General features: G+C 69.6%; 24 protein-coding genes. 11 read left to right on the top strand and 13 right to left on the bottom strand.

The window, feature by feature from the left end:
* The 4 genes from GUY59_RS37650 to GUY59_RS37635 form a co-directional block, all read right to left on the bottom strand.
* Positions 1–928: alpha/beta fold hydrolase (locus GUY59_RS37650; RefSeq protein ID WP_161714895.1), on the bottom strand; the 928-nt coding region annotated here is incomplete at its 3' end.
* Positions 929–988: 60 nt separating this feature from the next.
* Positions 989–2086 (bottom strand): CapA family protein, encoded by a 1098-nt coding sequence (locus GUY59_RS37645; protein WP_138203229.1) that lies wholly within the window; start codon positions 2084–2086, stop codon positions 989–991.
* A 703-nt stretch (positions 2087–2789) separates the two neighbouring features.
* Positions 2790–3014 carry a DUF397 domain-containing protein gene (locus tag GUY59_RS37640; RefSeq protein ID WP_138203227.1) on the bottom strand — a complete coding sequence of 75 codons (225 nt, stop codon included), beginning with the start codon at positions 3012–3014 and terminating at the stop codon, positions 2790–2792.
* 53 nt (positions 3015–3067) lie between these two features.
* Positions 3068–4006: a helix-turn-helix domain-containing protein gene (locus GUY59_RS37635; RefSeq protein ID WP_252375069.1), complete on the bottom strand. Its 939-nt coding sequence runs from the start codon at positions 4004–4006 to the stop codon at positions 3068–3070.
* Positions 4007–4685: 679 nt separating this feature from the next.
* On the opposite strand from GUY59_RS37635, the gene GUY59_RS50260 reads away from it, so the two are divergent.
* The 5 genes from GUY59_RS50260 (at position 4686) to GUY59_RS37615 (ending at position 8033) form a co-directional block, all read left to right on the top strand.
* A complete protein-coding gene (locus GUY59_RS50260; protein WP_269129010.1) occupies positions 4686–4817 on the top strand; it encodes a hypothetical protein in 132 nt (43 codons plus the stop codon).
* A 1-nt stretch (position 4818) separates the two neighbouring features.
* Entirely contained in the window at positions 4819–5469 is a 651-nt protein-coding gene (locus GUY59_RS37630) for a hypothetical protein (protein WP_138203225.1), read from the top strand.
* Positions 5470–5617: 148 nt separating this feature from the next.
* Positions 5618–6229 (top strand): HD domain-containing protein, encoded by a 612-nt coding sequence (locus GUY59_RS37625; RefSeq protein ID WP_132336174.1) that lies wholly within the window; start codon positions 5618–5620, stop codon positions 6227–6229.
* 42 nt (positions 6230–6271) lie between these two features.
* Positions 6272–7171 carry a Rieske 2Fe-2S domain-containing protein gene (locus tag GUY59_RS37620; RefSeq protein ID WP_252375068.1) on the top strand — a complete coding sequence of 300 codons (900 nt, stop codon included), beginning with the start codon at positions 6272–6274 and terminating at the stop codon, positions 7169–7171.
* Between the two features lie 28 nt (positions 7172–7199).
* A complete protein-coding gene (locus GUY59_RS37615) occupies positions 7200–8033 on the top strand; it encodes an NmrA family NAD(P)-binding protein (RefSeq protein ID WP_138203223.1) in 834 nt (277 codons plus the stop codon).
* On the opposite strand, the gene GUY59_RS37610 is transcribed toward GUY59_RS37615, so the two are convergent.
* From GUY59_RS37610 to GUY59_RS37595, 4 genes are all read right to left on the bottom strand, one after another.
* Complete coding sequence (locus GUY59_RS37610; RefSeq protein ID WP_132336171.1) at positions 8026–8247, bottom strand: hypothetical protein; 222 nt, start codon at positions 8245–8247, stop codon at positions 8026–8028. The genes GUY59_RS37615 and GUY59_RS37610 overlap by 8 nt on opposite strands.
* Positions 8248–8277: 30 nt before the next feature.
* On the bottom strand, positions 8278–9033 hold the full coding sequence (locus GUY59_RS37605; RefSeq protein WP_138203221.1) for a sulfite exporter TauE/SafE family protein: 756 nt from the start codon (positions 9031–9033) through the stop codon (positions 8278–8280).
* An 87-nt stretch (positions 9034–9120) separates the two neighbouring features.
* Complete coding sequence (locus GUY59_RS37600; protein ID WP_201761801.1) at positions 9121–10044, bottom strand: SPFH domain-containing protein; 924 nt, start codon at positions 10042–10044, stop codon at positions 9121–9123.
* A gap of 107 nt (positions 10045–10151) precedes the next feature.
* Entirely contained in the window at positions 10152–10940 is a 789-nt protein-coding gene (locus tag GUY59_RS37595; protein ID WP_138203219.1) for an ABC transporter ATP-binding protein, read from the bottom strand.
* A 70-nt stretch (positions 10941–11010) separates the two neighbouring features.
* Between GUY59_RS37595 and GUY59_RS37590 the strand changes: the two genes are divergently transcribed.
* Positions 11011–11730 carry a hypothetical protein gene (locus GUY59_RS37590; protein WP_252375067.1) on the top strand — a complete coding sequence of 240 codons (720 nt, stop codon included), beginning with the start codon at positions 11011–11013 and terminating at the stop codon, positions 11728–11730.
* 18 nt (positions 11731–11748) lie between these two features.
* Here GUY59_RS37590 and GUY59_RS37585 read toward each other — a convergent pair whose 3' ends face one another.
* Together GUY59_RS37585 and GUY59_RS37580 are read right to left on the bottom strand one after the other, a co-directional pair.
* Positions 11749–12372, bottom strand: coding sequence for a response regulator (locus tag GUY59_RS37585; protein ID WP_138203217.1), 624 nt, complete (start codon positions 12370–12372; stop codon positions 11749–11751).
* Entirely contained in the window at positions 12369–13484 is a 1116-nt protein-coding gene (locus GUY59_RS37580) for a GAF domain-containing sensor histidine kinase (RefSeq protein WP_171055473.1), read from the bottom strand. Before GUY59_RS37580 ends, GUY59_RS37585 begins: the two co-directional genes overlap by 4 nt.
* Before the next feature lie 93 nt (positions 13485–13577).
* On the opposite strand from GUY59_RS37580, the gene GUY59_RS37575 reads away from it, so the two are divergent.
* The 3 genes from GUY59_RS37575 to serB all read left to right on the top strand — a co-directional run bounded on the left by GUY59_RS37575 (position 13578) and on the right by serB (position 16678).
* Positions 13578–14234, top strand: coding sequence for an SDR family oxidoreductase (locus GUY59_RS37575; protein WP_138203215.1), 657 nt, complete (start codon positions 13578–13580; stop codon positions 14232–14234).
* Complete coding sequence (locus tag GUY59_RS37570; RefSeq protein ID WP_138203213.1) at positions 14231–15259, top strand: S-adenosylmethionine:tRNA ribosyltransferase-isomerase; 1029 nt, start codon at positions 14231–14233, stop codon at positions 15257–15259. The genes GUY59_RS37575 and GUY59_RS37570 overlap by 4 nt, the downstream gene beginning before the upstream one ends.
* Positions 15260–15457: 198 nt before the next feature.
* The gene (gene serB / locus GUY59_RS37565) at positions 15458–16678 is read left to right on the top strand and encodes a phosphoserine phosphatase SerB (RefSeq protein ID WP_138203211.1); all 1221 of its coding nucleotides are present in this window, start codon (positions 15458–15460) and stop codon (positions 16676–16678) included.
* 1 nt (position 16679) lies between these two features.
* Here the strand turns inward: serB and GUY59_RS37560 are convergent, their stop codons facing one another.
* From GUY59_RS37560 to GUY59_RS37550, 3 genes are all read right to left on the bottom strand, one after another.
* Positions 16680–17147 carry a SixA phosphatase family protein gene (locus GUY59_RS37560; RefSeq protein ID WP_252375066.1) on the bottom strand — a complete coding sequence of 156 codons (468 nt, stop codon included), beginning with the start codon at positions 17145–17147 and terminating at the stop codon, positions 16680–16682.
* Between the two features lie 298 nt (positions 17148–17445).
* Entirely contained in the window at positions 17446–19761 is a 2316-nt protein-coding gene (locus GUY59_RS37555) for a sodium-translocating pyrophosphatase (RefSeq protein WP_138203209.1), read from the bottom strand.
* A gap of 1033 nt (positions 19762–20794) precedes the next feature.
* A complete protein-coding gene (locus GUY59_RS37550; RefSeq protein ID WP_138203207.1) occupies positions 20795–21427 on the bottom strand; it encodes a TetR/AcrR family transcriptional regulator in 633 nt (210 codons plus the stop codon).
* Positions 21428–21458: 31 nt separating this feature from the next.
* Between GUY59_RS37550 and GUY59_RS37545 the strand changes: the two genes are divergently transcribed.
* Together GUY59_RS37545 and GUY59_RS37540 are read left to right on the top strand one after the other, a co-directional pair.
* Positions 21459–21935, top strand: a complete 477-nt coding sequence (locus GUY59_RS37545; protein WP_201761800.1) for an SRPBCC family protein — start codon at positions 21459–21461, stop codon at positions 21933–21935.
* Positions 21936–21980: 45 nt separating this feature from the next.
* On the top strand, positions 21981–22157 hold the full coding sequence (locus GUY59_RS37540) for a hypothetical protein (protein ID WP_161714894.1): 177 nt from the start codon (positions 21981–21983) through the stop codon (positions 22155–22157).
* The last annotated feature ends 102 nt before the right edge of the window (positions 22158–22259 follow it).

The raw sequence follows: 22259 nt of genomic DNA, 5'->3' as shown, positions 1-22259 counted from the left end.
CCACCACCAGCCGCCCGCCGAACGCCCTGCCCCCGCTCCCCACCCGCGCCGGCCGCAACGCCGTGCCGGCCGGCGCGCCCTCGACGTGCTCGGCGAACTCGGCGATCATCCCGGCGACGGCGCCCGGCCGGCTGCGGTGGGCCCAGTGCCCGGCCGCGAGCCTGCGGTGCCACAGCCCGTCCACCCACCGGCCGAACGAGGCCGTGAGCGCGGGCGTCACGAACCGGTCCCGCGTGGCCTCGATGACCTGCACGGGCACATCGGTGACGCGCGGGCCGGGGCCGGGCCCGCCGAGCGTGGCGGCCATGTTGCACCGGTAGAGCCAGAGCCCGTTGCGCCCGTCCTCGGCCAGGGTGGGCGCCGGATGCCCCGGACGCGGCGCGACGCCCTCGCGCAGCAGCGTGCGGGTGAGGACCCGCGGCATCACGAAACCCCAGGCCAGTTCGGGAAGCACGGGCAGATGGAACGCCCCGATGTACCACGCCCGCAGCCGCTGCGCCGCGACGTCACGCCGCCGCCCGTGCCGCGTGAAGTGCCGCGTCTGCCGCAACCCGGGCCCGCCCAGGCTGGTGAACGAGGCCAGCCGGTCACGGATGCCCTCCCGTGCGATCGCCTCCCACCCCTGCAGCGAACCCCAGTCGTGCCCCGCGAGGTGGACTTTCGGCTTGCCCACGGCGTCGAGCACGGCGCCGAGATCGGCGATCAGGTGGTCGAAGTCGTAGGCGCTGCGGTCCGGCGGAGCCGTGGACCGGCCCGCCCCGCGCACGTCGTAGCGCACCACGTGGAAACGGTCGCGCAGGAGCGTGGCCACCTCGTCCCAGACGCGGTGGGTGTCGGGGTAGCCGTGGACGAGAACGATCGTCGGCCTGCCCGGGTCGCCCTCCTCGAACAGCGCCAGCCGTACGTCACCGGAGTCCACCCACCGCATCGCGACCTCCTATTGGACGCACCGTCCAGCAGGATAACAACGCCCTTCCCGCCGTGTGGATCACTTGTCGGGGCGGGCCGACAGGCCCGTGCAGGAGCGCAGGTCCTCCCAGTCCGCGACCGCCTGCGTCTTCGACGCCCCCTTCATCGGCACCGGGACGCCACCCTGGATGGTGGCCGGGGTCCAGGTGTCCTTGAGCACCTTCCGCCCGTTGATCGTCAGCGTCAGCACCCCGGTCCTGCCCGTGGTCGCGGGGTTGGAGTTGTAGAAGACGAAGTTGCCCATGCCGTAATTGACGTACGCGTTCTTGAGATATCCGGATCCGAGCAGGATGTGCGCGTGCCCGCCGACCACCACGTCGGCGCCCGCCTTCACCAGCTTGGGAGCGAGCGAACGCTGCGCCGGGTTCGGGCACTTCTCCATCTCGGTCCCCCAGTGCAGGTGGACGATCACCGTGTCGGAGTTCTTGCGCGCCTTGCGAACGGCCCTCAGCAGACTCGCCTCGTCCTTGGCCGAGGCCAGCCCGCCCTTGCCGGCCGCGGCCGTCCACGACTGGATGAACTCCGCGTCCATGACCTGCGTGGCCCCGATGATCGCCACCCGGTTGCCGTTAACGGTCCTGCGGTACGGCCGGTACGCCTGCGCCGCGTCCTTCCCGATCCCGACCACGGGGAACCTGCTGCGCTTGATCGCCGACAACGTGTCGGCCAGTCCGTCGTCCATGTAGTCCATGCCGTGGTTGTTGGCCATGGACGCCACGTCGACCCCGGAGGCCTTCAAGGCGCTCAGCGCGCTCGGCGGCGCCCTGAACGTGAACTCCTTGCCCGGCGCCGGCGTCCCCCCGGTGGTGATGGCCGTCTCCAGGTTGACCATGGCTAAGTCGGCCTTGCCCAGCACCTTCGCGATCGGCCCCAGCGCCGTGCGCGGGTTGGAGAGCCGGGGTCGCAACATCCCCTCGAAGTGCACGTCCCCGCCGAAGGCGATCGTGTACGGCCGCCGCTGAGGCGTCGGCTTCGCCGAGGGTGTGGCGGAGGGCGTGGATGGCGCCCGTTGATGCTCCACCTGCCCGCTCTGCAGCTGCCTTTCCGGCTGCGGCGAGGAGCATGCGGCCAGGGACACGACGACAGCGAGCAACGGGAGGGCATGGGGGAGTCTCATCTACCGCCACTTCCACTCGAATCCTGTCTTCCAGGGATCGAGCATGCCATGTGGGGCGGTTTACCGTGCACTCCTCCCGTTTGACACCAAACCGGACACCGCGTCACGTCGCCGGTCGCCGGCCGGCCTTGGATGACTCGTCACGCAAGGGATCCTGCAGATGTGCACGACTGTCACGCGAGTCGGCCTACCAGGTCGCCTTCCGGATGACCGGCCGCGAGACGCCGGCCGGCGGACCATGCACGGCTTCGGCTCGCACACGTTCCTCTGGCACAACGCCGCGGGCGAGAAGTCACTAGGTGAAGTACCACGTCAAGACATCGAGAATCTGACGGCCGTCCGGCGCCTTGGCATTTCCTGGTCATCGCGCCCGAACGGCCCGCGTCCCTTTCGGGCGCGGGCCGTTCACGTGACAATTCTTCACGATTGCAGGCCGGTCGGCGGCCATTCATCTCGCCCTGGCGAACCTCTTCGGAAAATGCTTTCGATATGAGTGCGGGGGTGCCACTGCTCGGGCGGGCGGAGTCGTGTGGACATCGGGGGCACCTGGCGTGTGCCCTGTGATCAACCGGGCGGTCAGTGTGTCATGATGGGCGAGTCTTCAGTGCTCAAGTGTGCAGGTGAGCCGGAGTGCGGCGAGGTGTTCCAGGCCTCGTCCGAACGGCCCTGAGAGGTTGTGTCAGCAACTTGCCAGGGCCGTTCTTTATGCGCCGGCCCCTAGGGTGGCCATGTCGAACTCACCGTCACGGACGCCCGCGGTGAAAGCCTCCCACTCCGCCGGAGTGAAGACCAGGACGGGCCCGTCCTGCTCTTTACTGTCGCGCAGTGCGACGTCACCGTTGGCCAAGGGAGCGACTTCAATGCAGGCGTCTGCGCCGTTGCAGAAGGTGCTCTTCCGCCAAGCCGCCTCGAAAGGTTGGATGTGCATTCTCTCCCCAAACAGACAAAGGGGCTCCATTGCCCCTTTTGAGGTAGTGGTGGCTAACGCCGCCACAGCATAGCCTTACGCTGGATGAGCACGCGCGACTCGTCCTCATCCAGCGCCTCCGACCTGAGATGACCGAAGGCCGCCTCATAGCCTGCGACGCGGCCGAGGTCTTCGACGAAGTTGGCGGCGTACATCTGTTCGAGATACACCACGTCGTCGAAGTCCCGGAACTTCAGGTGGATGAACGCGCTCGTGTTCACCGGATGAAGTGCGTCCAGGGCGAGGACATGGATGCTGACGTGCGGCAACATGGACATCTCCAGGAGATGCTCCATCTGCGCGCGCATCACCGAAGGCTCCCCGAAGCGGCGCGTCAGCGCCGACTCATCCAGCACGACCGTGAGCTCGCAGGGATGGGCCCGGTGCAGAACGCGACGCTGCCGGTCGAGGCGGGCCTCGACACGGCTGCGGACACCGCTGTGCGTGATGCGCGCGATGCCCCGGGAGGCCAGGATGACTTCCCGCGCGTAGTCCTCGGTTTGCAGGAGACCGGGCACGATCTGTGGTTCCCACGATCGTTGTGAGGTCGCCTCCGCCTCAAGCCCGAGGAATCTTGTGTATTCCTCAGGAAGAGTGTCTTCGTAATCTTCCCACCACCCGCGCTGCTCCGCATCCCGCAACAGGCCGAAGAGCTCGTCAAGTTTCTCCGCGTCGATGCGGTAGAGCTCGGCCAGCGCCTTGACGTCGTCGGCGACGGGCATGGTCTTGGCCGCCTCGATGCGGCTGACCTTGCTGGCCGACCAGCCGAGCTCGCGGGCGGCCTTGGCGCCGGTGAGCTTCCTTCGCTCCCGGAGGAGGCGCAGCTCCTGCCCGAGGCGGAGCCTGCGTACTGTGGGACTGCCCTGCTGCGATGGCACCGTCCACTCTCCTTGTCGGGAATGAAGGTGTAGCCGGAAGGGGTCGTTTGGAGCCCGGCTTTTGGGGCCGTTCACCCAATCTTACACTGCAAGTTGCACGGATAGTCGCGTCTGGCCTTGCCAAGAAGGCTTTCACGGGGAGAGCGTAGGAGCAAGGCGAGCTCCCTCAGGCGGCGGAATAGGGACGAAATGGACATGGTCCGTGCCGGCCCACTCGGACCCTTGATGTTTCCTGTGCAACTTGCACCGCAAGCCAAGAAGCAAGTCGCGAAGAAAATTAAATCTTCCCTTGCCTAAAGTATTGCAGCATCGCGGACCTGGGGGGACGATCGATCTCAGGAGGGACCTCGGATGGTGAGGAGGCCGCACATGATCACACGGCCGTACGCATCGGGCCTTCCGACCACGAACGCGCGCCCCCAGTCGGGCCGCCTCGCCGGCAACGTCGCCGTCCCGGAACTCAGAATCCACCCCAGGGAGGCCGCTTGCCGGAAGGACCATCTCATCGCCTGACCGCTCAGCGAGAGTCTGCTCATTCGAGCACGAGAGAAGCCGGTCCGCGGCCGACATCCGACTCGCCGCACATGGGCTGCCACCCTGCGACGAGGCCGGCCATCAGCCGCCGGACCGGCACAGAAGCCACCTCAAAATGCCGCGAAAGGGGTCTTCTATGTACTCACAAGGTACCAAGGGACTCAGCCGAATCAAGTCCCGGATCCGGGAACTCGTCGCATGGGCCGACCGGGATATCTGCATGGAACCCGACGAGTTCGCCCACCGGATGGGCTGGACCGTCGAGCGCACGGGGTTCGGCGCCCGCCGATACCGCGACCCGCGCTTCGACCAGCTCCGCCTCCCGCACCGCGTGACGGAGGAGGTGTCTTGACGTGCCGAGGAACCCGCGCAACCAGATCTACCCCGGCTACGAGGACCTGCCCGCCGCCGGCCGGAGCGGCCCGCTCGTCAGGCTCTGGCGGATCCGTACGGAGCTGCTGCTCGCCGCGGCGCTGGCGATCTTCACGCTGACGCTGCTCGACGCCACCCAGCAGGGCCGGTGGATGCCGTTCATCCTGTTGAGCAGCGCCATCTCGGTGCCGGCCGCCACGAGGACCGGACGCAGCTGGATCGCCTCCCACGTCTGGTGCGTGATCTCCCGCCACCGCCTGCAGCGGGTCTGCCTGGAGACGACGATGCACACCAGAGCGGGCCGGATCCCGCTGGTGCTCTGGATCACGCCCACGTCGAGGGGCGAGAAGGCGCTGATCCTCATGAGGGTAGGGATCTGCGCCGAGGAGTTCGAGGCGTACAGCGAGGAGATCGCCGCGGCGTGCTGGGCCAGGAGCACGACCGTCTACCGGCACCGCACTCGCTCGCAGTTCGTCGTCGTGGAGATCGTCCGGCGCGACGAGGCGCCGGGTGCGGTCTCCCCCGGCCTGGACAGGTTGTACGGCCGCCGCGCGTGGGTCTCGCTGCGGCCCGACTTCGAGGAGCCGCCTGATCTGAGCGCGGACGCCGCGCTGACGCGGGCCGGCCACTAGACCTGGGGGACCGCGCCACCCCAGGGCAAAGCCCCGGAGACCGCGGGGGCTCCGGGGCTTCCCCATGCGCCCACGGCGTTCTGTCACGTACTGTTCAGCCGAGTGCCGGTCAGGATTTCACCAACCGGGGTGATCAACGCACATTAGGGTGTCGCGCGTGACTATCGCACCAGAAGAGGACCGCCTGAACGCCCAGATCGCCTTCGCCATCGAGATCGACAAGTTGAAGCGGATCATCCGCCGCAACCATCTCATCGACGGTTCGCGACGGGAGAACACCGCAGAGCACTCCTGGTACGTGGGCACGTTGGCGATGGTCCTCGGCGAGCACGCCCCACCGGGAACCGACCTCCAACGGGTGGTCGCCATGCTGCTGGTGCACGACCTGGTGGAGATCGACGCCGGTGACACCTTCATCTACGACCCGGTGGCCGTCACCGCCCAGGAAGAGGCCGAGCGGGCCGCCGCCGACCGCATCTTCGGCCTGCTGCCCGCCGACCAGGCGACGTGGATGCGGGAGTTGTGGGACGAGTTCGAGGAGCGGAAGACGCCGGAGGCGAAGTTCGCCAAGGCGCTCGACCGGTTCGCCCCGATCCTGGCCAACCACCACACGGAGGGCGGCACCTGGCCGTTGTTCAAGGTGACGGCCGCCCAGGTCAGGCAGAAGGTACGGATCATCGAGGAGGGGTCGCCATCGCTCGGTGCGTACGCGCGGGAGCTGGTCGATCTCTCCGTGGCCCGAGGGCACCTGTCCGAGTGATGCCCTCATGCCCGGGGTAGGGGACTTGTCGTGAAAGAGGAAGTGCGAGCGAAGCGTCGGCAACTACGGGGATTCGCCGGGCCGGTCGCCCTCGCCGATCGACTCGAGAAGTCGAAGGTCATGGACAAAGCCGTCAGGGCGCTGGCGAAGACCATACGCCGGCGCATCCCCCAAGGACGGGTACGCGACCTGCTGCACGGTGTACCCACCGGCAAGCCGCTGCATCCGCCGCTGGCCACGGTGAGTCTCGGCTGCTGGATGTCGGCCTCCGTGCTGGACCTGGCGCGCGCCGACCCCCGGGCCTCGCGCCTGCTACTGGCCGCCGGCATCGCCAACGCGCTGCCGACGGCCGCGGCCGGGCTGACCGACTGGTCGTCGCTCCACCGCGAGCAGCAGCGGGTGGGTTTCGTGCACATGGCCTCGAACGTGGCCGCCCTCGGCCTGTACTCGGCGTCACTGCTGGCCCGGCTGCGCGGGCACGAGCGCCCCGGCAGGCTGCTGTCGTTCGCCGGGCTCGGCGTGGGCTCGCTCGGCGCCTATCTCGGTGGCCACCTGGCCTACCGGCAGGCGGCCGGAGCCAACCACGCCCCGCAGGTCACGCATCTGGTCCCGCTGGGCTGGCACGACCTGTGCCTGCTGAGAGACCTGCCGGACGGCCGTCCTGTGGCGCGCAGGCTCGGCTACATCCAGCTCTTCGTGCTGCGCCAGGGCGAGGCCGTGACCGTGCTCGGCGACCGCTGCCCCCATCTGGCCGGGCCGCTGCACCAGGGCAGGCTCGTCATGGAGGACGGCGAGGCGTGCGTGGTGTGCCCGTGGCACAGCAGCACGTTCCGCTTGACGGACGGCTCGGTGAAGCACGGCCCCGCGACCGCCCCCGCGCCCATGTTCGAGACGCGCGTCAGGCGCGACGGCACACTCCAGGTGCGCCCGGCCTTGACCTGAACTTAGCTTGAGGTCCTACGTTCGGTGCATGGGCAAGATTCTGGTGACCGGCGCGACCGGCAACGTAGGCAGGCATGTGGTGACCCGGCTGGCGAAGGCCGGGCTGGAGGTGCGGGCGCTCGCCAGGGATCCCGTACGAGCGCAACTGCCCGTCGAGACCGTACGCGGTGACCTGACCGACCCCGAGAGCCTGGAGCCGGCACTCGACGGCGTGGAAAGCGTGTTCCTGCTCTGGCCGACGACCTCGGCCGAGAGCGCCGCGCGCACCATCACGGCGATCGCCAAGCACGCGCGGCGCGTCGTCTACCTTTCGGCGGACGCGGAGGATGCGGCGGACGACGAGGAGCCGTCGTACTTCCACCATGGGGTGGAGCGGCGGATCCGGCACTCGGGGGTCGGCTGGACGTTCCTGCGGCCCGGCGGGTTCGCGGCCAACACGCTCATGTGGGCCGCCCAGATCAGGCAGGGCGTCGTACGCTGGCCGTTCGGGCAGGCCGTCAGGGCGCTGATCCACGAGAGGGACATCGCGGCCGTGGCCGTGCACGTGCTCACCTCCGCCGGGCACAACGGCGCGACCTACGCGCTCACCGGCCCCGAGCAACTCACCCAGGCCGAGCAGGTACGCATCATCGGCGAGGTGCTCGGCCGCGAGGTGCGCTGGGAGGAGTTGCCCGTCGAGCAGGCCCGTGAACAACTTCTGGCGGCCTGGGGCGACCCGTCCTTCGTGGACCTGGCGTTGCAGGGGTGGGAGAGGTTCGTGACCCGCCCCGAGCGGGTCACCGGCACCGTGGAGCGGCTGCTCGGGCGGCCCGCGCTGACGTTCCGCCAGTGGGCCGAGGACCGCGCGGCGGACTTCAGCTGACCTCGTCGGCGGGGTGCTCGACGAGGGCGAGGATGCGGCTGGACATGAACCGGGCCGTTCGCACCGGGGTGCCGGTCCTGGTGACCTCGCTGACCTCGACGAGCCCCCGCCGCGTGTTCACCTCGACCCGCCGGCCGGCGCGGGTGGCCCTGATCTCGTAGGTACGCGGTGATCCTCCCGCGTCGATGACGATCTCCACCCGATCACCCTTCATGTACGGATTCATACCCATATAGACGGGAATTTATCCGTACACCAGTACGATAATTGCCGCGATTCCCACGCACACGATGACCCCGCGCAACACGGGTGCCGGGATGCGCCGACCCAGCCTGGCTCCCAGGAACCCACCGGCCATCGCGCCCAGCGCCACCCCGGCCACGGCCTGCCAGTCGACGTCGGCGACCACCGTGAACAACACCGCGGCCACGGCGTTGACCAGCAGCGCGAGCACGTTCTTCGCGGCGTTCACCCGCTGGAGGCCGTCGTCGAGGAAGATGCCGATCAACCCGATCAGCAGCACACCCTGGGCGGCCCCGAAGTAACCGCCGTAGACGCCCGAGGCCAGCACGCCCAGCCACAACGCCGCGCCGCCGTGCGGATGCCCGCGCCCACGCCGCTCGGCCAGCCACGCGTTGAGCCGCGGCTGCACCATGACAAGCAGGCAGGCCAGCGCGATCAGCGCGACGACGACCACCTCGAACACGTCGGGGTCGAGGAACAGCAGCAGGATGCCGCCGATCAGCGCGCCGAACGCCGAGGCCGCGCCCAGGCGCACCAGGCGCTCGCGCTGGCCCTGCAGCTCGACGCGGTAGCCGTAGGCGGCCGTGAAGGAGCCGGGCACCAGCCCGATGGTGTTGGACACGTTGGCGGTGACGGGATCGACGCCCACCGCCACCAGTGTGGGGAACGTGATCAGCGACCCCGACCCGACGACCGCGTTGATGGCGCCCGCCATCACCCCGGCCGCGCAGACCACGGCCAGCTCCCACCCCGTCACAAACCCTCCTTGCCCCGAGAGACCCGCTCGTCGGACCGCCGTCCGGCCATGCCCAGGACCGGAGTGTCAGCCCTCGCAGCGGGTCGTTCACTGGGTGTCCGAGCTCTTGGGGGGTGTGAAAAGACCGCCGAGATTTTCCAGCGCCTTGCCCATCTCCGACGGCACGATCCAGATCTTATTGGCCTCGCCCTTGGCGATCTCCGGCAGGGTCTGCAGGTATTGGTAGGCCAGCAGCTGCTGGTCGGGCTTTCCCTCGTGGATGGCCCTGAAGACCATGCCGATCGCGTCGGCCTGCCCCTTGGCCCGCATGGCCTGGGCCTCGGCGTCGGCCTGGGCGCGCAGCACGGCCGCCTCGGCCTCGCCCCGCGCCCGCAGCACCGCGGCCTGCTTCTCGCCCTCGGCCGCGAGGATCGAGGCTTGGCGGTGCCCCTCCGCCGTCAGGACCGCGGCCCGTTTGTCGCGGTCGGCGCGCATCTGCTTCTCCATCGAGTCCTGGATGGAGGCCGGCGGGTCGATGGCCTTGAGCTCGACCCGGTTGACCCGGATGCCCCACTTGCCGGTGGCGTCGTCGAGCACGCCGCGCAGCGCGGTGTTGATGTCCTCGCGCGAGGTCAGCGTGCGTTCGAGATCCATGCCACCGACGACGTTGCGCAGCGTCGTGACCGTGAGCTGCTCGACGCCGGTCAGGAAGTTGGCGATCTCGTACGTCGCCGCCTTGGGGTTGGTGACCTGGAAGTAGATGACGGTGTCGATGGAGACGACCAGGTTGTCGGAGGTGATCACCGGCTGCGGCGGGAACGACACCACCTGCTCGCGCAGGTCGATCAGGTCCTTGATGCGGTCGATGAACGGCACCACCAGGTTGAGCCCCGGCGTCAGCGTGCGGTGGTAGCGGCCGAGGCGCTCGATGATGGCGGCCGTGGCCTGCGGGATGATGCGGATCGTGCGTGCCACCGCGAAGCCCACCGCCGCGACCACGACAAGGGCGACGATGAGCTGCTCGATGGACATGGCGACGCTCCGAAGCCGACGGTACCGACTCCGTAGATCTTATTTGGTTTCTGCCATCCGCAGTGTCCAGTCAGGCTCGGGCGACTTTTATCGGCATAAATGGCGACCTAGTGAGGACGCGCGTACCAGCGGCCCTCACCGCCGCGCTCCAGCGACAGCGGCACCCCGAACGTGTGCGACAGGTTGTCGGACGTCATCACGTGCTCCAGCGGCCCTTGCGCCACCACGGAGCCGTGCCGCAGCAGCAGCCCGTGCGTGAACCCCGCCGGGACCTCCTCCACGTGGTGCGTCACCAGCACCAGCGTCGGCGAACGGTAGTCGCCCGCCAGCAGCGACAGACGGCGCACCAGATCCTCACGCCCGCCCAGGTCGAGCCCGGCGGCCGGCTCGTCGAGCAGCAACATCTCCGGGTCCGGCATGAGCGCGCGGGCGATCTGCACCCGCTTGCGCTCGCCCTCGGACAACGTGCCGAACCGCCGCCTGATCAGGTGGGCCGCGCCCATCATGTCGATCAGCTCGACGGCCCTGGTGACGTCGTTGGAGTCGTACTCCTCCGTCCAGCGGCCCATGATCGCGTACGACGCGGTCAGCACGAGGTCGATGACCTTCTCCTCGGGCGGGATGCGCTCGGCCAGCGCGGCGCTCGCCAGCCCGATCCGCGGCCGCAGGTCGAAGACGTCCGCCTGCCCCAGCCGCTCGCCGAGCACCTCGACCAGGCCCTCACTCGGATAGAGCAACGTGGCAGCGACCTGCAGCAACGTGGTCTTACCCGCGCCGTTGGGGCCGATGACCACCCAACGCTCGTCCTCGTTGACCGTCCAGTCGATGCCGCGCAGCAGGGCCGCTCCGTCGCGCCTGACGGCGACGTCCTGGAGCCGCAGCACCTGACCACCCATCCCCGAATCCCTCCTTCAGGAGTCACCCACGGGACAAACCTATTGCAGGGCGAGCGCTTATCGTGGATCGGTGCGCCCTGAATCGCCTGTCTGTCCCTGCCTGGTCGCCTGGGGGAACGCCTGGCTCGCCGGTCACGTCGGCCTCGACGAGGCGGCTGACCACGTCGAAGCCACCGGCGGACCCGTTGTCGCGGGCGACGTTCCGTTGCGTAAATACCTCGCAAATCTCCGCGTGGACGGCCTGCGCGAGCTGCGGCTCGCCCTGCCGGCGCCCGGCGACCCGCTGGGCCTGTCGGGCCCGCCGTCGTTCAACTCGGCCGCGGTCGACATCGGCCAGGCCGCCATCGCCGTGACCGGCGACCAGAACATCGGCCTGCTGCCCCTGCCGGACCAGCGCGGATCGTCCTACGTCGGCGTGCGCCTGGAAGTGCACGACTCCGGCCCCGTACGCCATGACCTGCCCTCGCTCGCCGAGGCCGAGCGTGACCTGTCCGACGCGATGCGGTCGGCCACCGAGGCGCTGACCTCCGTCGACGGGCCGGTCGGCGACCGGCCCGGCCGGCTGGGGCAGCGCGGCGGCGAGCTCGCGCCCGGCTATCCGGCCCGCGCCCACCGCGTGTCCACCCTCGCCACGCGGCTGGCCACCGTGCTGCGCCTGGCCGACGATCGCGGCCTCACCGCCGGCCAGGTCGCGGCGCGCGGAGAGGCGCTGCGCGAGCTCGACCGTGCGGTACGCCGCGCGCTCGTGGCCGCCCACCACGCGATCTTCGAGCCGGTCAGGAACCAGTAGCGCCGGCCGCCCGCGCGGTCAGCCGAGGCCGTGCCGCACGGCGTAGAGGGCGGCCTGGGTGCGATCCTGCACGCCGAGCTTCATCAGCACGTTGGACACGTGGGTCTTGACCGTCTTCTCCGCCACGGCGAGACTCCTCGCGATCTCCCTGTTGGACCGCCCGGCCGCGATGAGCGCCAGCACCTCCCGCTCGCGCTCGGTCAGCGGCACCGGCCCCGGAACGCCGGACGCGCCGTCAGGGGCGGCCAGCACCGCCTCCGCCGCCTCGGGCGCGAGCAGCACCTGACCGCCGTGCACCGCGCGCACCGCCTGGACCAGCGCCGACGGATCGACGTCCTTGTAGAGGAACCCGGACGCCCCCGCGCGCATCGCGGGCCCCACGTCGGACCGGTCGCTCACCGACGTCAGCACGACGATCCTGGTCGCCGTGCCGGTCAGCCGCTCCAACGCGCCGAGGCCGTCGAGCACGGGCATCTTCAGATCCAGGAGCAGCACGTCGGGGCAGAGCTCGCCGACCAGCTCGACGGCCCGCGCCCCGTCGCCCGCCTCGGCCACCACGGTGATGTCGTCCTGAAGGTCGAGGAACGTACGCAGCCCCTGACGCACCACCGGGTGATCGTCGGCGATCAGCACCCGGATCACGCGCCCACCTCCACCCGCACCGTGGTCCCCCTGCCCGGGGCCGACTCGACGGTCATGGCGCCCCCGACCGACTCGGCCCTGTCACGCATCGACACCAGGCCGAGGCCGCGCGAGCCGGCCTGCTCGAAGCCTCTGCCGTCGTCCTCGACGGTCAACACCAGCTTGCCCTCCTCGTATGCCAGGAGCACCGAGACGCGGGACGCCTCGGCGTGCCTGAGCGCGTTGTGCAGCGCCTCCTGGGCCACCCTGAGCACCGCCACCTCGACCGCCGGGTCGAGCGGCGGCAGCTCGTGGCACTCGAACCCGACCAGGGACGGGTGAAGCCGGTCAAGCATGCGCACGTGCTTGCGCAGCGTCTCCGTCAGGCCGTGCCGGTCGAGGTCGGCGGGTCGCAGCTCGACGATCACGGCGCGCAGCTCCGTCAGGGCCTCGCCGGCCAGCCGCTGGACCCGCTCCAGCTCGGGCGCGACCTTGTCGGGCGCCTTGTCGAGCATGGCCTGCGCCGCCTGGGCAGTCAGCCTGAGCGAGAACAACTTCTGCGTGACCGCGTCATGCAGCTCGTGGGCGACCCGGTTGCGCTCCTCCAGCATGGCCAGCTCGCGGCCGCGCTCGTAGAGGCGGGCGTTGGTCAGGGCGATCGCGGCGTGCGCGGCGAAGAGCGTCAGGAGGTCCTGGTCGTCCCGCGTGAAACCGCCGGGCGTGCGCTTGTTGGCCAGGAAGATGATGCCGAGCACCTCGTCGCCGTCACGGATCGGCACGCCCAAAAAGTCCTTCATCACCGGGTGCGCCTTCGGCCACCACTCGAACCGCGGATCGTCACGCAGGTCGGGCAGCCGGGCCGGAACGCCCTCGCGCAGCATCGCACCCAGCATGCCGTGCTGTCTCGGCAGCGGCCCGATCGCGTCCCACTGCTTGTCGGTGATGCCCTCGGCGACGAACTCCGCGAACGACCCGTCGTCGTCCGGCACGCCCAGCGCGGCGTAACGGGCGTCGAGCAGGCGCTGCGCCGAGCGTACGATGACCTGCAGCACCTCGCGGACCGACAGATGGCGGGTGACCGCGAGCACCGCGGAACTCACCGCGTACAGGACTTCCTCTCGGTCGGTGGCCACGCCCCCACCCTATGGTCCTAGGACGATGTGCCCAGGCGCGGTCCGGTCCTCAGCCTGATGCCCGCCACGCGCCGCGTTCCTAACGTCGTGGACATGACGAACACCGCACTCATCACCGGCGCGTCCCACGGCCTCGGCCTCGCCCTGGCGAGGTCCCTGGCGGGAGCGGGATGGAACCTCGTACTCACCGCCCGCGGCGCCGACGACCTGCAACGGGTCGCCGCCGAGCTGGACGCCACCGCCGTGCCCGGCGACGTGACGGATCCAGCGCACGTCGTACGGCTCGCCAGGGCCGCACCCCGGCTCGACCTCCTCGTCAACAACGCCAGCGACCTGGGCGTGACCCCGTTGCCGCCACTCGCGGGCTACCCGCTGGAGGGGTTCAGGACGCTGCTGGAGACCAACGTGACCGCTCCACTCGCCCTCATCCAGGCCACGCTGCCCGCGCTTCGGGCCTCACAGGGCTCGGTGGTCAACATCACCTCCGACGCCGCCACGGGCCCGTACGAGGGCTGGGGCGGCTACGGGGCCACCAAGGCCGCACTGGAGCAGCTGTCCAACGTGTTGTCCGCCGAAGAGCCCGAGCTGCGCGTCTGGTGGGTGGACCCCGGCGAGATGAACACTCGCATGCTGGCCGACGCCGTGGGCGCCGAGGAGGCCGGCGCCGCCACCGACCCCGCCAAGGTCGCCACGGCGCTGCACGACCTCGTCACCGCCCGCCCTGCCAGCGGGAAGGTGAGCCTGCAATGACCGCGTCGCTGACCGGCGCGCTCGACTTCTCGCTGCCGCCCGGCCTTGCCGCCCACGAACCGCCCGAAGCGAGAGGAACGGCCAGGGACGCGGTACGCCTGATGGTCTCGCGCGGCGACCTCGACCCCGGGCACCACCGCTTCGCCGACCTGCCCCGGCTGCTCGACCCCGGTGACCTGATCGTCGTGAACAACTCGGCGACCCTGCCGGCCGCCGTCCGGCTCGACCGGCTGGCCGTGCACTTCTCGACCGCGCGGGAGGACGGCACGTGGCTGGTGGAGCTGCGCCGCCGTACGTCCGTGGCGTCCGAACCCTACGGCGGCGGCGCGGCGGGCGAATGGCTGCCGCTGCCGGGGCGGGCCACGTTGCGGCTGATCGAACGGGAGACGCCACGGTTGTGGCGGGCCGAGCTCGACCGGGACGTGAACCGCTACCTGCGCGCTCACGGGGTGCCGATCCGCTACTCGTACGTGGAGCGGGACTGGCCGATCGAGGACTACCAGACGGTGTTCGCGACCGTGCCGGGCAGCGCCGAGATGCCGAGCGCGGCCCGGCCGTTCACCGCGGACCTCGTGGCCGCGCTCGTGGCACGCGGGATCGGGATCGCGCCGATCACCCTGCACACGGGGGTCGCCTCGCCGGAGAAGGACGAGCCCCCCTACGCCGAACGGTACGACGTGCCCGGCCCCACGGCGCGGCTGGTGAACCTGGCCAGGGAGAACGGCAACCGGGTGGTGGCCGCGGGCACGACCGTCGTACGCGCTTTGGAGACGGCCGCGGCCGGCGACGCGGACGGGCGCGTGGCCGCGTCGGCGGGCTGGACCCGGCACATCGTCACCCCCGAACACGGCGTACGGGCCGTCACGGGGTTGATCACAGGACTGCACGAGCCGCGTTCCAGCCACCTGCTGATGCTGAGCGCGATAGCGGGCGAGCACGTGCTGGCGCGGGCGTACGAGGCGGCGCTGCGGGAGCGGTATCTGTGGCACGAGTTCGGCGACACCCATTTGATCCTGCGGAACTAGGCTGTGCGGGCTCCCGGGCCCCGCGGAGCACCACCTGCTCGGCGGACATCACCGCGTGTTCGTCGTCGGACCGGACTTGGCCGTCTCTGTGCCGACCGGCGGCGGGGCGGTGAACGGCGTGCTCCGGTGCCCGGACCCACGTCGGAACACCCATCCTGCTGCGCGAGCATTCGACCGGGCGCAGTACCGTGACTGGATGTGGACCAGCGCACCCTCCTGATCACGTTGAACGGCCCTGACCGCCCGGGCGTTACTTCACGACTTTTTTCCGTTCTGTCCGGCTTTCCGGTGACCGTTGCGGACATCGAACAGGTCGTCATCCGAGGCCGGCTCACGCTCGGCGTGCTCGTGGCCTACGCGGGCGGCCCATCCACCGGCACCGGTACGACGCTCGGCGCCATGTGGACCGCCGTCGAGCGGGTGGCCGAGGACCTCGGCATGGAGGTGGAGCTGTCCACCGGCTCCCAGGCCAAGGAGCAGCGCCGCCGCGGCCGCCTGTCGGTCAGCGTGCTCGGCGCCACCCTGCAGCCGGCCGCCATCGCGGGCATCGCCGGCCGCATCGCGGCCGCCGGCGCCAACATCGACCGCATCGAACGCCTGGCCCAGTGGCCCGTCACGTGCATCGAGCTGTCGGTGTCCGGCGCCGACCCCACGTCCTTGCGGGTCGAGCTGGCCGCCGAGGCCGCCGCCCAGGAGGTCGACGTGGCCGTGCAGCGCACCGGCCTGTCGCGGCGGGCCAAGCGCCTGATCGTCATGGACGTCGACTCGACCCTTATCCAGGGCGAGGTCATCGAACTGCTGGCGGCGCACGCGGGCTGCCTCGACGAGGTGGCCAGGGTCACGTCGGAGGCCATGCGCGGGGAGCTCGACTTCGCCGAGTCCCTGCGGCGACGGGTGGCGCTGCTCGAAGGGCTGCCCGCCGACGTGCTCGACCTCGTACGCAAGGAAGTGGTGCTCACGCCGGGCGCACGCACGCTGGTCCGTACGCTCAAGCGGCTCGACTACCGCTTCGCCATCGTCAGCGGCGGGTTCACGCAGATCACCGACGGCCTGGTGGACGAGCTCGGCATCGACTACTCCGCGGCGAACGTGCTCGAAGTGATCGACGGCAGGCTGACCGGCCGGGTCGTCGGGGATGTCGTCGACCGTCCCGGCAAGGCGCGGGCACTGGAGAGGTTCGCCCGCGAGGCGGGCCTGCCGATCTCCCAGACGGTGGCCATCGGCGACGGCGCCAACGACCTCGACATGATCGCGGCGGCCGGGCTGGGCATCGCCTTCAACGCCAAGCCGGTCGTACGCCAGGCGGCCGACACCGCGGTCAACACCCCCTATCTCGACTCCATCCTCTACCTGCTCGGCATCTCGCGCGACGAGGTGGAGGCGGCCGACGCCGAGGACGGCGCGCTCGCGGCAGGGTGAGTCAGCCCTCCTTGGGGTCCCAGCGGGTGATCAGACGGCTCTCGCCTTGACCGAGCTCCGCCCACGGTGACTCCACCCGGATCGCCGCGAAGGCCCCGGGCCGGAACACGTAGTCGCCGCCCGCGAGCCCCAGCGCCAGCTCGTGCACGCCCGGGTTGTGCCCGCACAACACCACGGTGCCCAGCCCGGGATCGCACCTGCGCACCAGTTCGAGGAGTTCGTCGGAGTACGCCTCGTAGATGTCGCGCTCGTAGCTGACCTCAACCTCGGGGAAAGCGAGCTCCGCGGTGCGCCTGGTCCGCAGCGCCGGCGAGCAGAGCACCATCTCGGGGGCGAACCCGGCGGCCCTGATCTCGTCGCCGGCCCGTTTCGCGTCATGTTCGCCCCGGTCGGTCAGCGGCCGCTCGCGGTCGAGCAGGCCGGCGATCTGCGCGGCTTTCGCGTGACGCAGCACAATCAAGGTCCGCACCGGTCATCCATTCCTCGTCGCCCAGGTGGCCAGCCCGACGAGCACGGCCAGGACGACCAGCATCGCCAGCAGGATGAGGCCCAGGGCCTTGCCGCCGCTCGGCCGCTTGTCATCGTTCACATGCCCAGTCTCCCATCGGGGTGCTCAGGTCCCGCGTCTCCCCTGAAAGTGCGGATCTGCCCCGGAAATCGCGGAACATCCATAGAAACCGAGAGCGTCACCTCCCTGACAGCATCACCCTCGGAGAAGCGGAACGCCCGCCCCCAAGCGGGAAGCGGGCGTTCGCTGGTCGAGCGCGTCAGGACGCGACGGGCTCCTTGTCGCGGTTGTTGTCGTTGGCGGGCTCGCTCTTCACCGACCGCCGCTTGGACACGATGATCGCGGCGACCACCACGCCCACGGCGACCACCGTGATGCCGATGCGGATCGCCGGGTCAGCCGCGTAGAGGACCACGGCCGGCGCGATCAGCAGCGCCACCAGGTTCATCACCTTGATCAGCGGGTTGATGGCCGGGCCGGCGGTGTCCTTGAACGGGTCGCCCACCGTGTCGCCGATGACCGTGGCGGCGTGGGCCTCCGAGCCCTTGCCCCCGTGGTGACCGTCCTCCACCAGCTTCTTGGCGTTGTCCCAGGCCCCACCCGAGTTGGACAGGAACACCGCCATCAGGGTGCCGCAGGCGATGGCTCCGGCCAGGAACGCGCCCAGCGGCGCGTAGCCGAGGGCGAACCCGACCGCGATCGGGGTCATGACCGCCAGCAGGCCGGGCGTGGCCAGCTCGCGCAGCGAGTCGCGGGTGCAGATGTCGACGACCCGGCCGTACTCAGGCTTCTGGGTGCCGTCCATGATGCCCGGGTTGTTGCGGAACTGGTCGCGTACCTCGAAGACCACGCGCATCGCGGCCCGGCCGACCGCCGAGATCGCGAGCCCGGAGAAGAGGAACACGACCGCGGCGCCGATCACCAGGCCGACCAGCACGTTGGGCTGGTCGATGCTGAGGCTGAACGAGGAGAACGTGCCGAGCGTCTCCTTGACCGCCGCACTCGCCGCGGTCAGCTCGGTCTCGACCGCCGTACGGAAGGCACCGAAGAGCGCGGTCGCCGCCAGTACGGCCGTGGCGATCGCGATGCCCTTGGTGATGGCCTTCGTGGTGTTGCCGACGGCGTCCAGGCTGGTGAGCACGCGGGCGCCCTCGCCCTCGACGTCGCCGGACATCTCGGCGATGCCCTGGGCGTTGTCGGAGACCGGGCCGAAGGTGTCCATCGACACGATGACGCCGACCGTGGTCAGCAGGCCGGTGCCCGCCAGCGCCACCGCGAACAGCGCGATCGTCACGTTGCCGAAGCCGAGCAGGAACGCGCCGTAGACCGCGCCGCCGATGATCAGGGCGGAGTAGACGGCCGACTCCAGGCCGACGCTGATGCCGGCCAGGATGACGGTGGCCGGGCCGGTGGCCGAGCTCTCGCCGATCTCGCGCACGGGACGCCGGTTGGTCTCGGTGAAGTAGCCGGTCAGCAGCTGGATGGCGCTCGCCAGCACCAGGCCGATGAGGACCGCGCCGATGGCGATGAGCCGCGGGTCGGCGGTCGACTCGACGGCGGCGCCGGTCAGGCCGCTGAAGCTGCTGGGCAGGTACCAGAACGCGGCCGCCGTGACGAGCACCGCCGAGATGGCGGCCGAGATGAAGAAGCTGCGGTTGATGGCCGCCATCCCGTTGCGGTCGCGGTCGCGCATCCCGGTGACGAAGATGCCGATGATCGCGGTGACCACACCGATCATCGGGACGATGAGAGGGAAGACGAGCCCTTCCTCGCCGAAGGCCACCCGGCCCAGGATGAGGCTGGCTACCAGCATGACGGCGTACGACTCGAACAGGTCGGCCGCCATGCCGGCGCAGTCGCCGACGTTGTCGCCCACGTTGTCGGCGATGGTGGCGGCGTTGCGCGGGTCGTCCTCGGGGATGCCCTGCTCGACCTTGCCGACCAGGTCGGCGCCGACGTCGGCGGCCTTGGTGAAGATGCCGCCGCCGACTCGCATGAACATCGCCAGAAGCGCCGCGCCGAAGCCGAAGCCTTCGAGCACGCCGGGCGCGTTGCCCTGGTAGATGAACACGACGACGGCCGCGCCGAGCAGGCCGAGGCCCACGGTGAACATCCCGGCCACGCCGCCGGTGCGGAAGGCGATGCGCATGGCGCGCTTCTCGCCCGAGTCGTTGGCCGCGGCGGCGACGCGCACGTTGCCTCGCACGGCCAGCCACATGCCGATGAACCCGGTCAGCGCGGAGAACACCGCCCCGACCACGAAGAAGATCGATCGTCCGATGCGGACGTCCATGTCCCCGGGTAGGAGGAGCAGCAGGAAGGGAATCACGACGACGAAGATCGCCAGCGTGCGGAATTGACGGGCTAGGTAGGCCGCGGCGCCCTCTTGCACGGCGCGCGCGATGTTCTGCATGCGTTCGGTGCCCTGGCCGGCGGACAGCACTTCGCGTACCAGGCCGCCGGCGACGGCTAGCGCTATAAGTGCGACCGCGGCGACCACGATCACGATGGTGAGATTGTTACCGCTCAGGGCCAGATTGGACGCTGGCTCCAGTGCCAGCATGTGCCTGCTCATCGTTCTCCTCGGCAAGACCGGTCGTCCTGCCCGGGCGGTGCTGCACTGTTCCTCGGCGGGTGTTGCGGCACCATCCGGGTTGTGGGTGCCGCTTCCGGTTGAATCCGCGTTCCGCCGGATCACCTTGGCCGGTGCCGGGAGTCTACGCAGGCACTCCACGGATATGAAGGCTTCAAGAGCCGCTAATTGTGCAAGCGTCCAGTAAATCCCTGCCGGCGACCCGGTTTGGGATCTGACAGGCGAAATTTCTCCCGGTTTACGGTCATGACAACGCCATGATACGTGCCGACCGAAACCAGGGGCGGAGCGGGCTGGGCTACGTCATCCACAGGCTGTGGACAAACGACCCACGAGCCAACCCAACCGCCGACGGGGCCGGGGGCGGATCGCGGCTGCGGTGTGGGTGTCTTGATGGGTGTCGACGCCGCCGGCGACTTCGTTGATCGCTGCGGGCTGGGGTGTAATGGAGGGCATCGTCGTCCTGTGCTCTTGACCGATGGGCAGGGCGGCACGCACCAGCCGGGCAACGCGGACAAGACAGAGAAGGGGCCTCTGGCCAGGCTCCTATGAGGTCACAACGCCACGTCCGGTGAGTGCCGGCGAGCACCTCCCGCCCCAGGCCGACAGATCCCGTTGAAGGGTGGGTCGGACCCTGGCGGGAGGTGCTCGCCTACATCATCTCTGTCGGAGGGCGTCTCCTTGGAAACACTCCGGCCTTGACCCGGATTGAGGGATCGCAACCGGCCTGGCCAGGGGGCCAACTTGCGCCCTGACCTGCTGAAACGTGGCGGTTCCAAGAGCTGTGTGTCTCACAGAGTCCCACGATGTCCCGCAGCGGCTGACTGTTCGCGGGCCATGCACGGGCCAAGCTGTGAGGCCGTGAGCGGGGCTCCTTTCTGCGACGTTACGCGGGGACGTGAGGGGTGGACGCATCGTTGCGGTGGTGCTGACGTCATGGGGCAAGATCGTAAAAGGGGGCATTAGGCTGGTCCGCCAATCCGGGAGGGGCCGCGCCCCTGCCCGTGCACTTCCCTCAGCTCGCTCCCCACGAATTCCGGCCCGGCCGTAGGGCGAGTGTGCGGGCCGCGTGTTCAGTCCACGCCTCCAGAAAAGTCTCCTCGCCCAGGTCGCCCGGCGTGTGGCCGATCAGGAGGTCCAGCAACGGGAAGTAGGTCAGCGACGAGATGAGCACGGCGGCCGTGGCCTCCGGATCGGCCGTCTCCACCACGCCCAACTCCCGCTGGGCCGCGATCCAGGCGGCGCACTCGCGGTAGAGGGTGGCGAGCACCCCCTGCCACATCGGCTCGAAGATCTCCGGGAACACGGTGAACTCGCGCAGCATGATGCGCACCAGGTCCTTGTCGCCGTCGATCACGTCCCACACGGCTCTCGCCATCATGAGCAGCGTCTCGCGCGGATCGTCGGGAATCCGTTCCACCACCTCCTTCCTCCTGAGCGCCATCGTGCCTAGGTTGCGCCGTACGGCTGCCTCCAGCAGGGCCTGCTTGGAGGGGAAGTGCTTGTAGAGCGCTCCTGAGCCGCTGGCCAGCCCACACGCCTGCTGGATGTCGGCAACGGAGGTCGCGCCGTAGCCGCGGCGCGCGAACAGCCGGATGGCCTCGTCGAGGAGGCGCTCCCGAGTCACGCCAGGGGTAGTCTTCGCCATGGTGAGAGATTACTCTCTTACCATGGTTCGAGTGATCGTGGAAGAGACCATCCACTGCACCCCAGACGAATACCTGGAATTCGTCATGGACGCCGGACGGTACGCGCAAATCGACGACAAGATCGGCCCGATCGACTGGGTCCGGCGCGTCGACAACGTCGTGGAGTTCAAGTTCCGCCCCGTTCTTCCGGGCATCCCAGGACCCGCACCCAAACTCGTTTCTCAGATGCGCCTGACTCCCGGCCGACGCGTGGACGTCAGGTACGCGCCCTTGCCCCACAACCGTCTGAACCACCGGCTGTCCCGCTTCAGCGCCTCCTTCGAGGTGGAGGCCATGGCGGATGGCGGTTCCAGAGTGAAGCGCATGATCTCGTTCGAATTCGTACCGTTCCTGCGCTGGCTGCTGGAGCCGATCCTGCGTCGCCGGCTGCCCGCCGACGTACGCGCAGAGGTGCGCGGGGCCAAGCAGCAATTGGAGAGCAAGGAGGCCAACCCGCCGGAGGACTGATCTCCCGGAGCATCTGACCGGCGCACCGGGCAGGTAGCCGGCCTGGTGCAGGTCGGTGACGATGCCGTGGAACGCACGATCGGTGAGGCCGATGCGGATGTCGCGTGTCCGCGCCTCGGGATCGCGTGCGATCTCGATCAGCACGCGGGCGTGATGGGTGGGAAACGTCCGGGTGGAAAGTCGGTCCTCGGCTGCGTTCACTGTGCCTTCCGCACCATTTGAGTGGTACTCGCCACCGCGCTCCAGTGGCAGGTCAGCGTCAACGCCCTTTCCCCTCAGCACCTGGATCGTTTTGGGGCAGCACTCGCCTCGCCTGGCCCTGTC

Source organism: Nonomuraea sp. K271 (assembly GCF_009908215.1).
In the GTDB taxonomy this organism is placed as follows: domain Bacteria; phylum Actinomycetota; class Actinomycetes; order Streptosporangiales; family Streptosporangiaceae; genus Nonomuraea; species Nonomuraea longispora.
The sequence above is the reverse complement of the archived record's forward strand: the minus strand, read 5'-3'. Positions and strand labels throughout refer to the sequence as shown.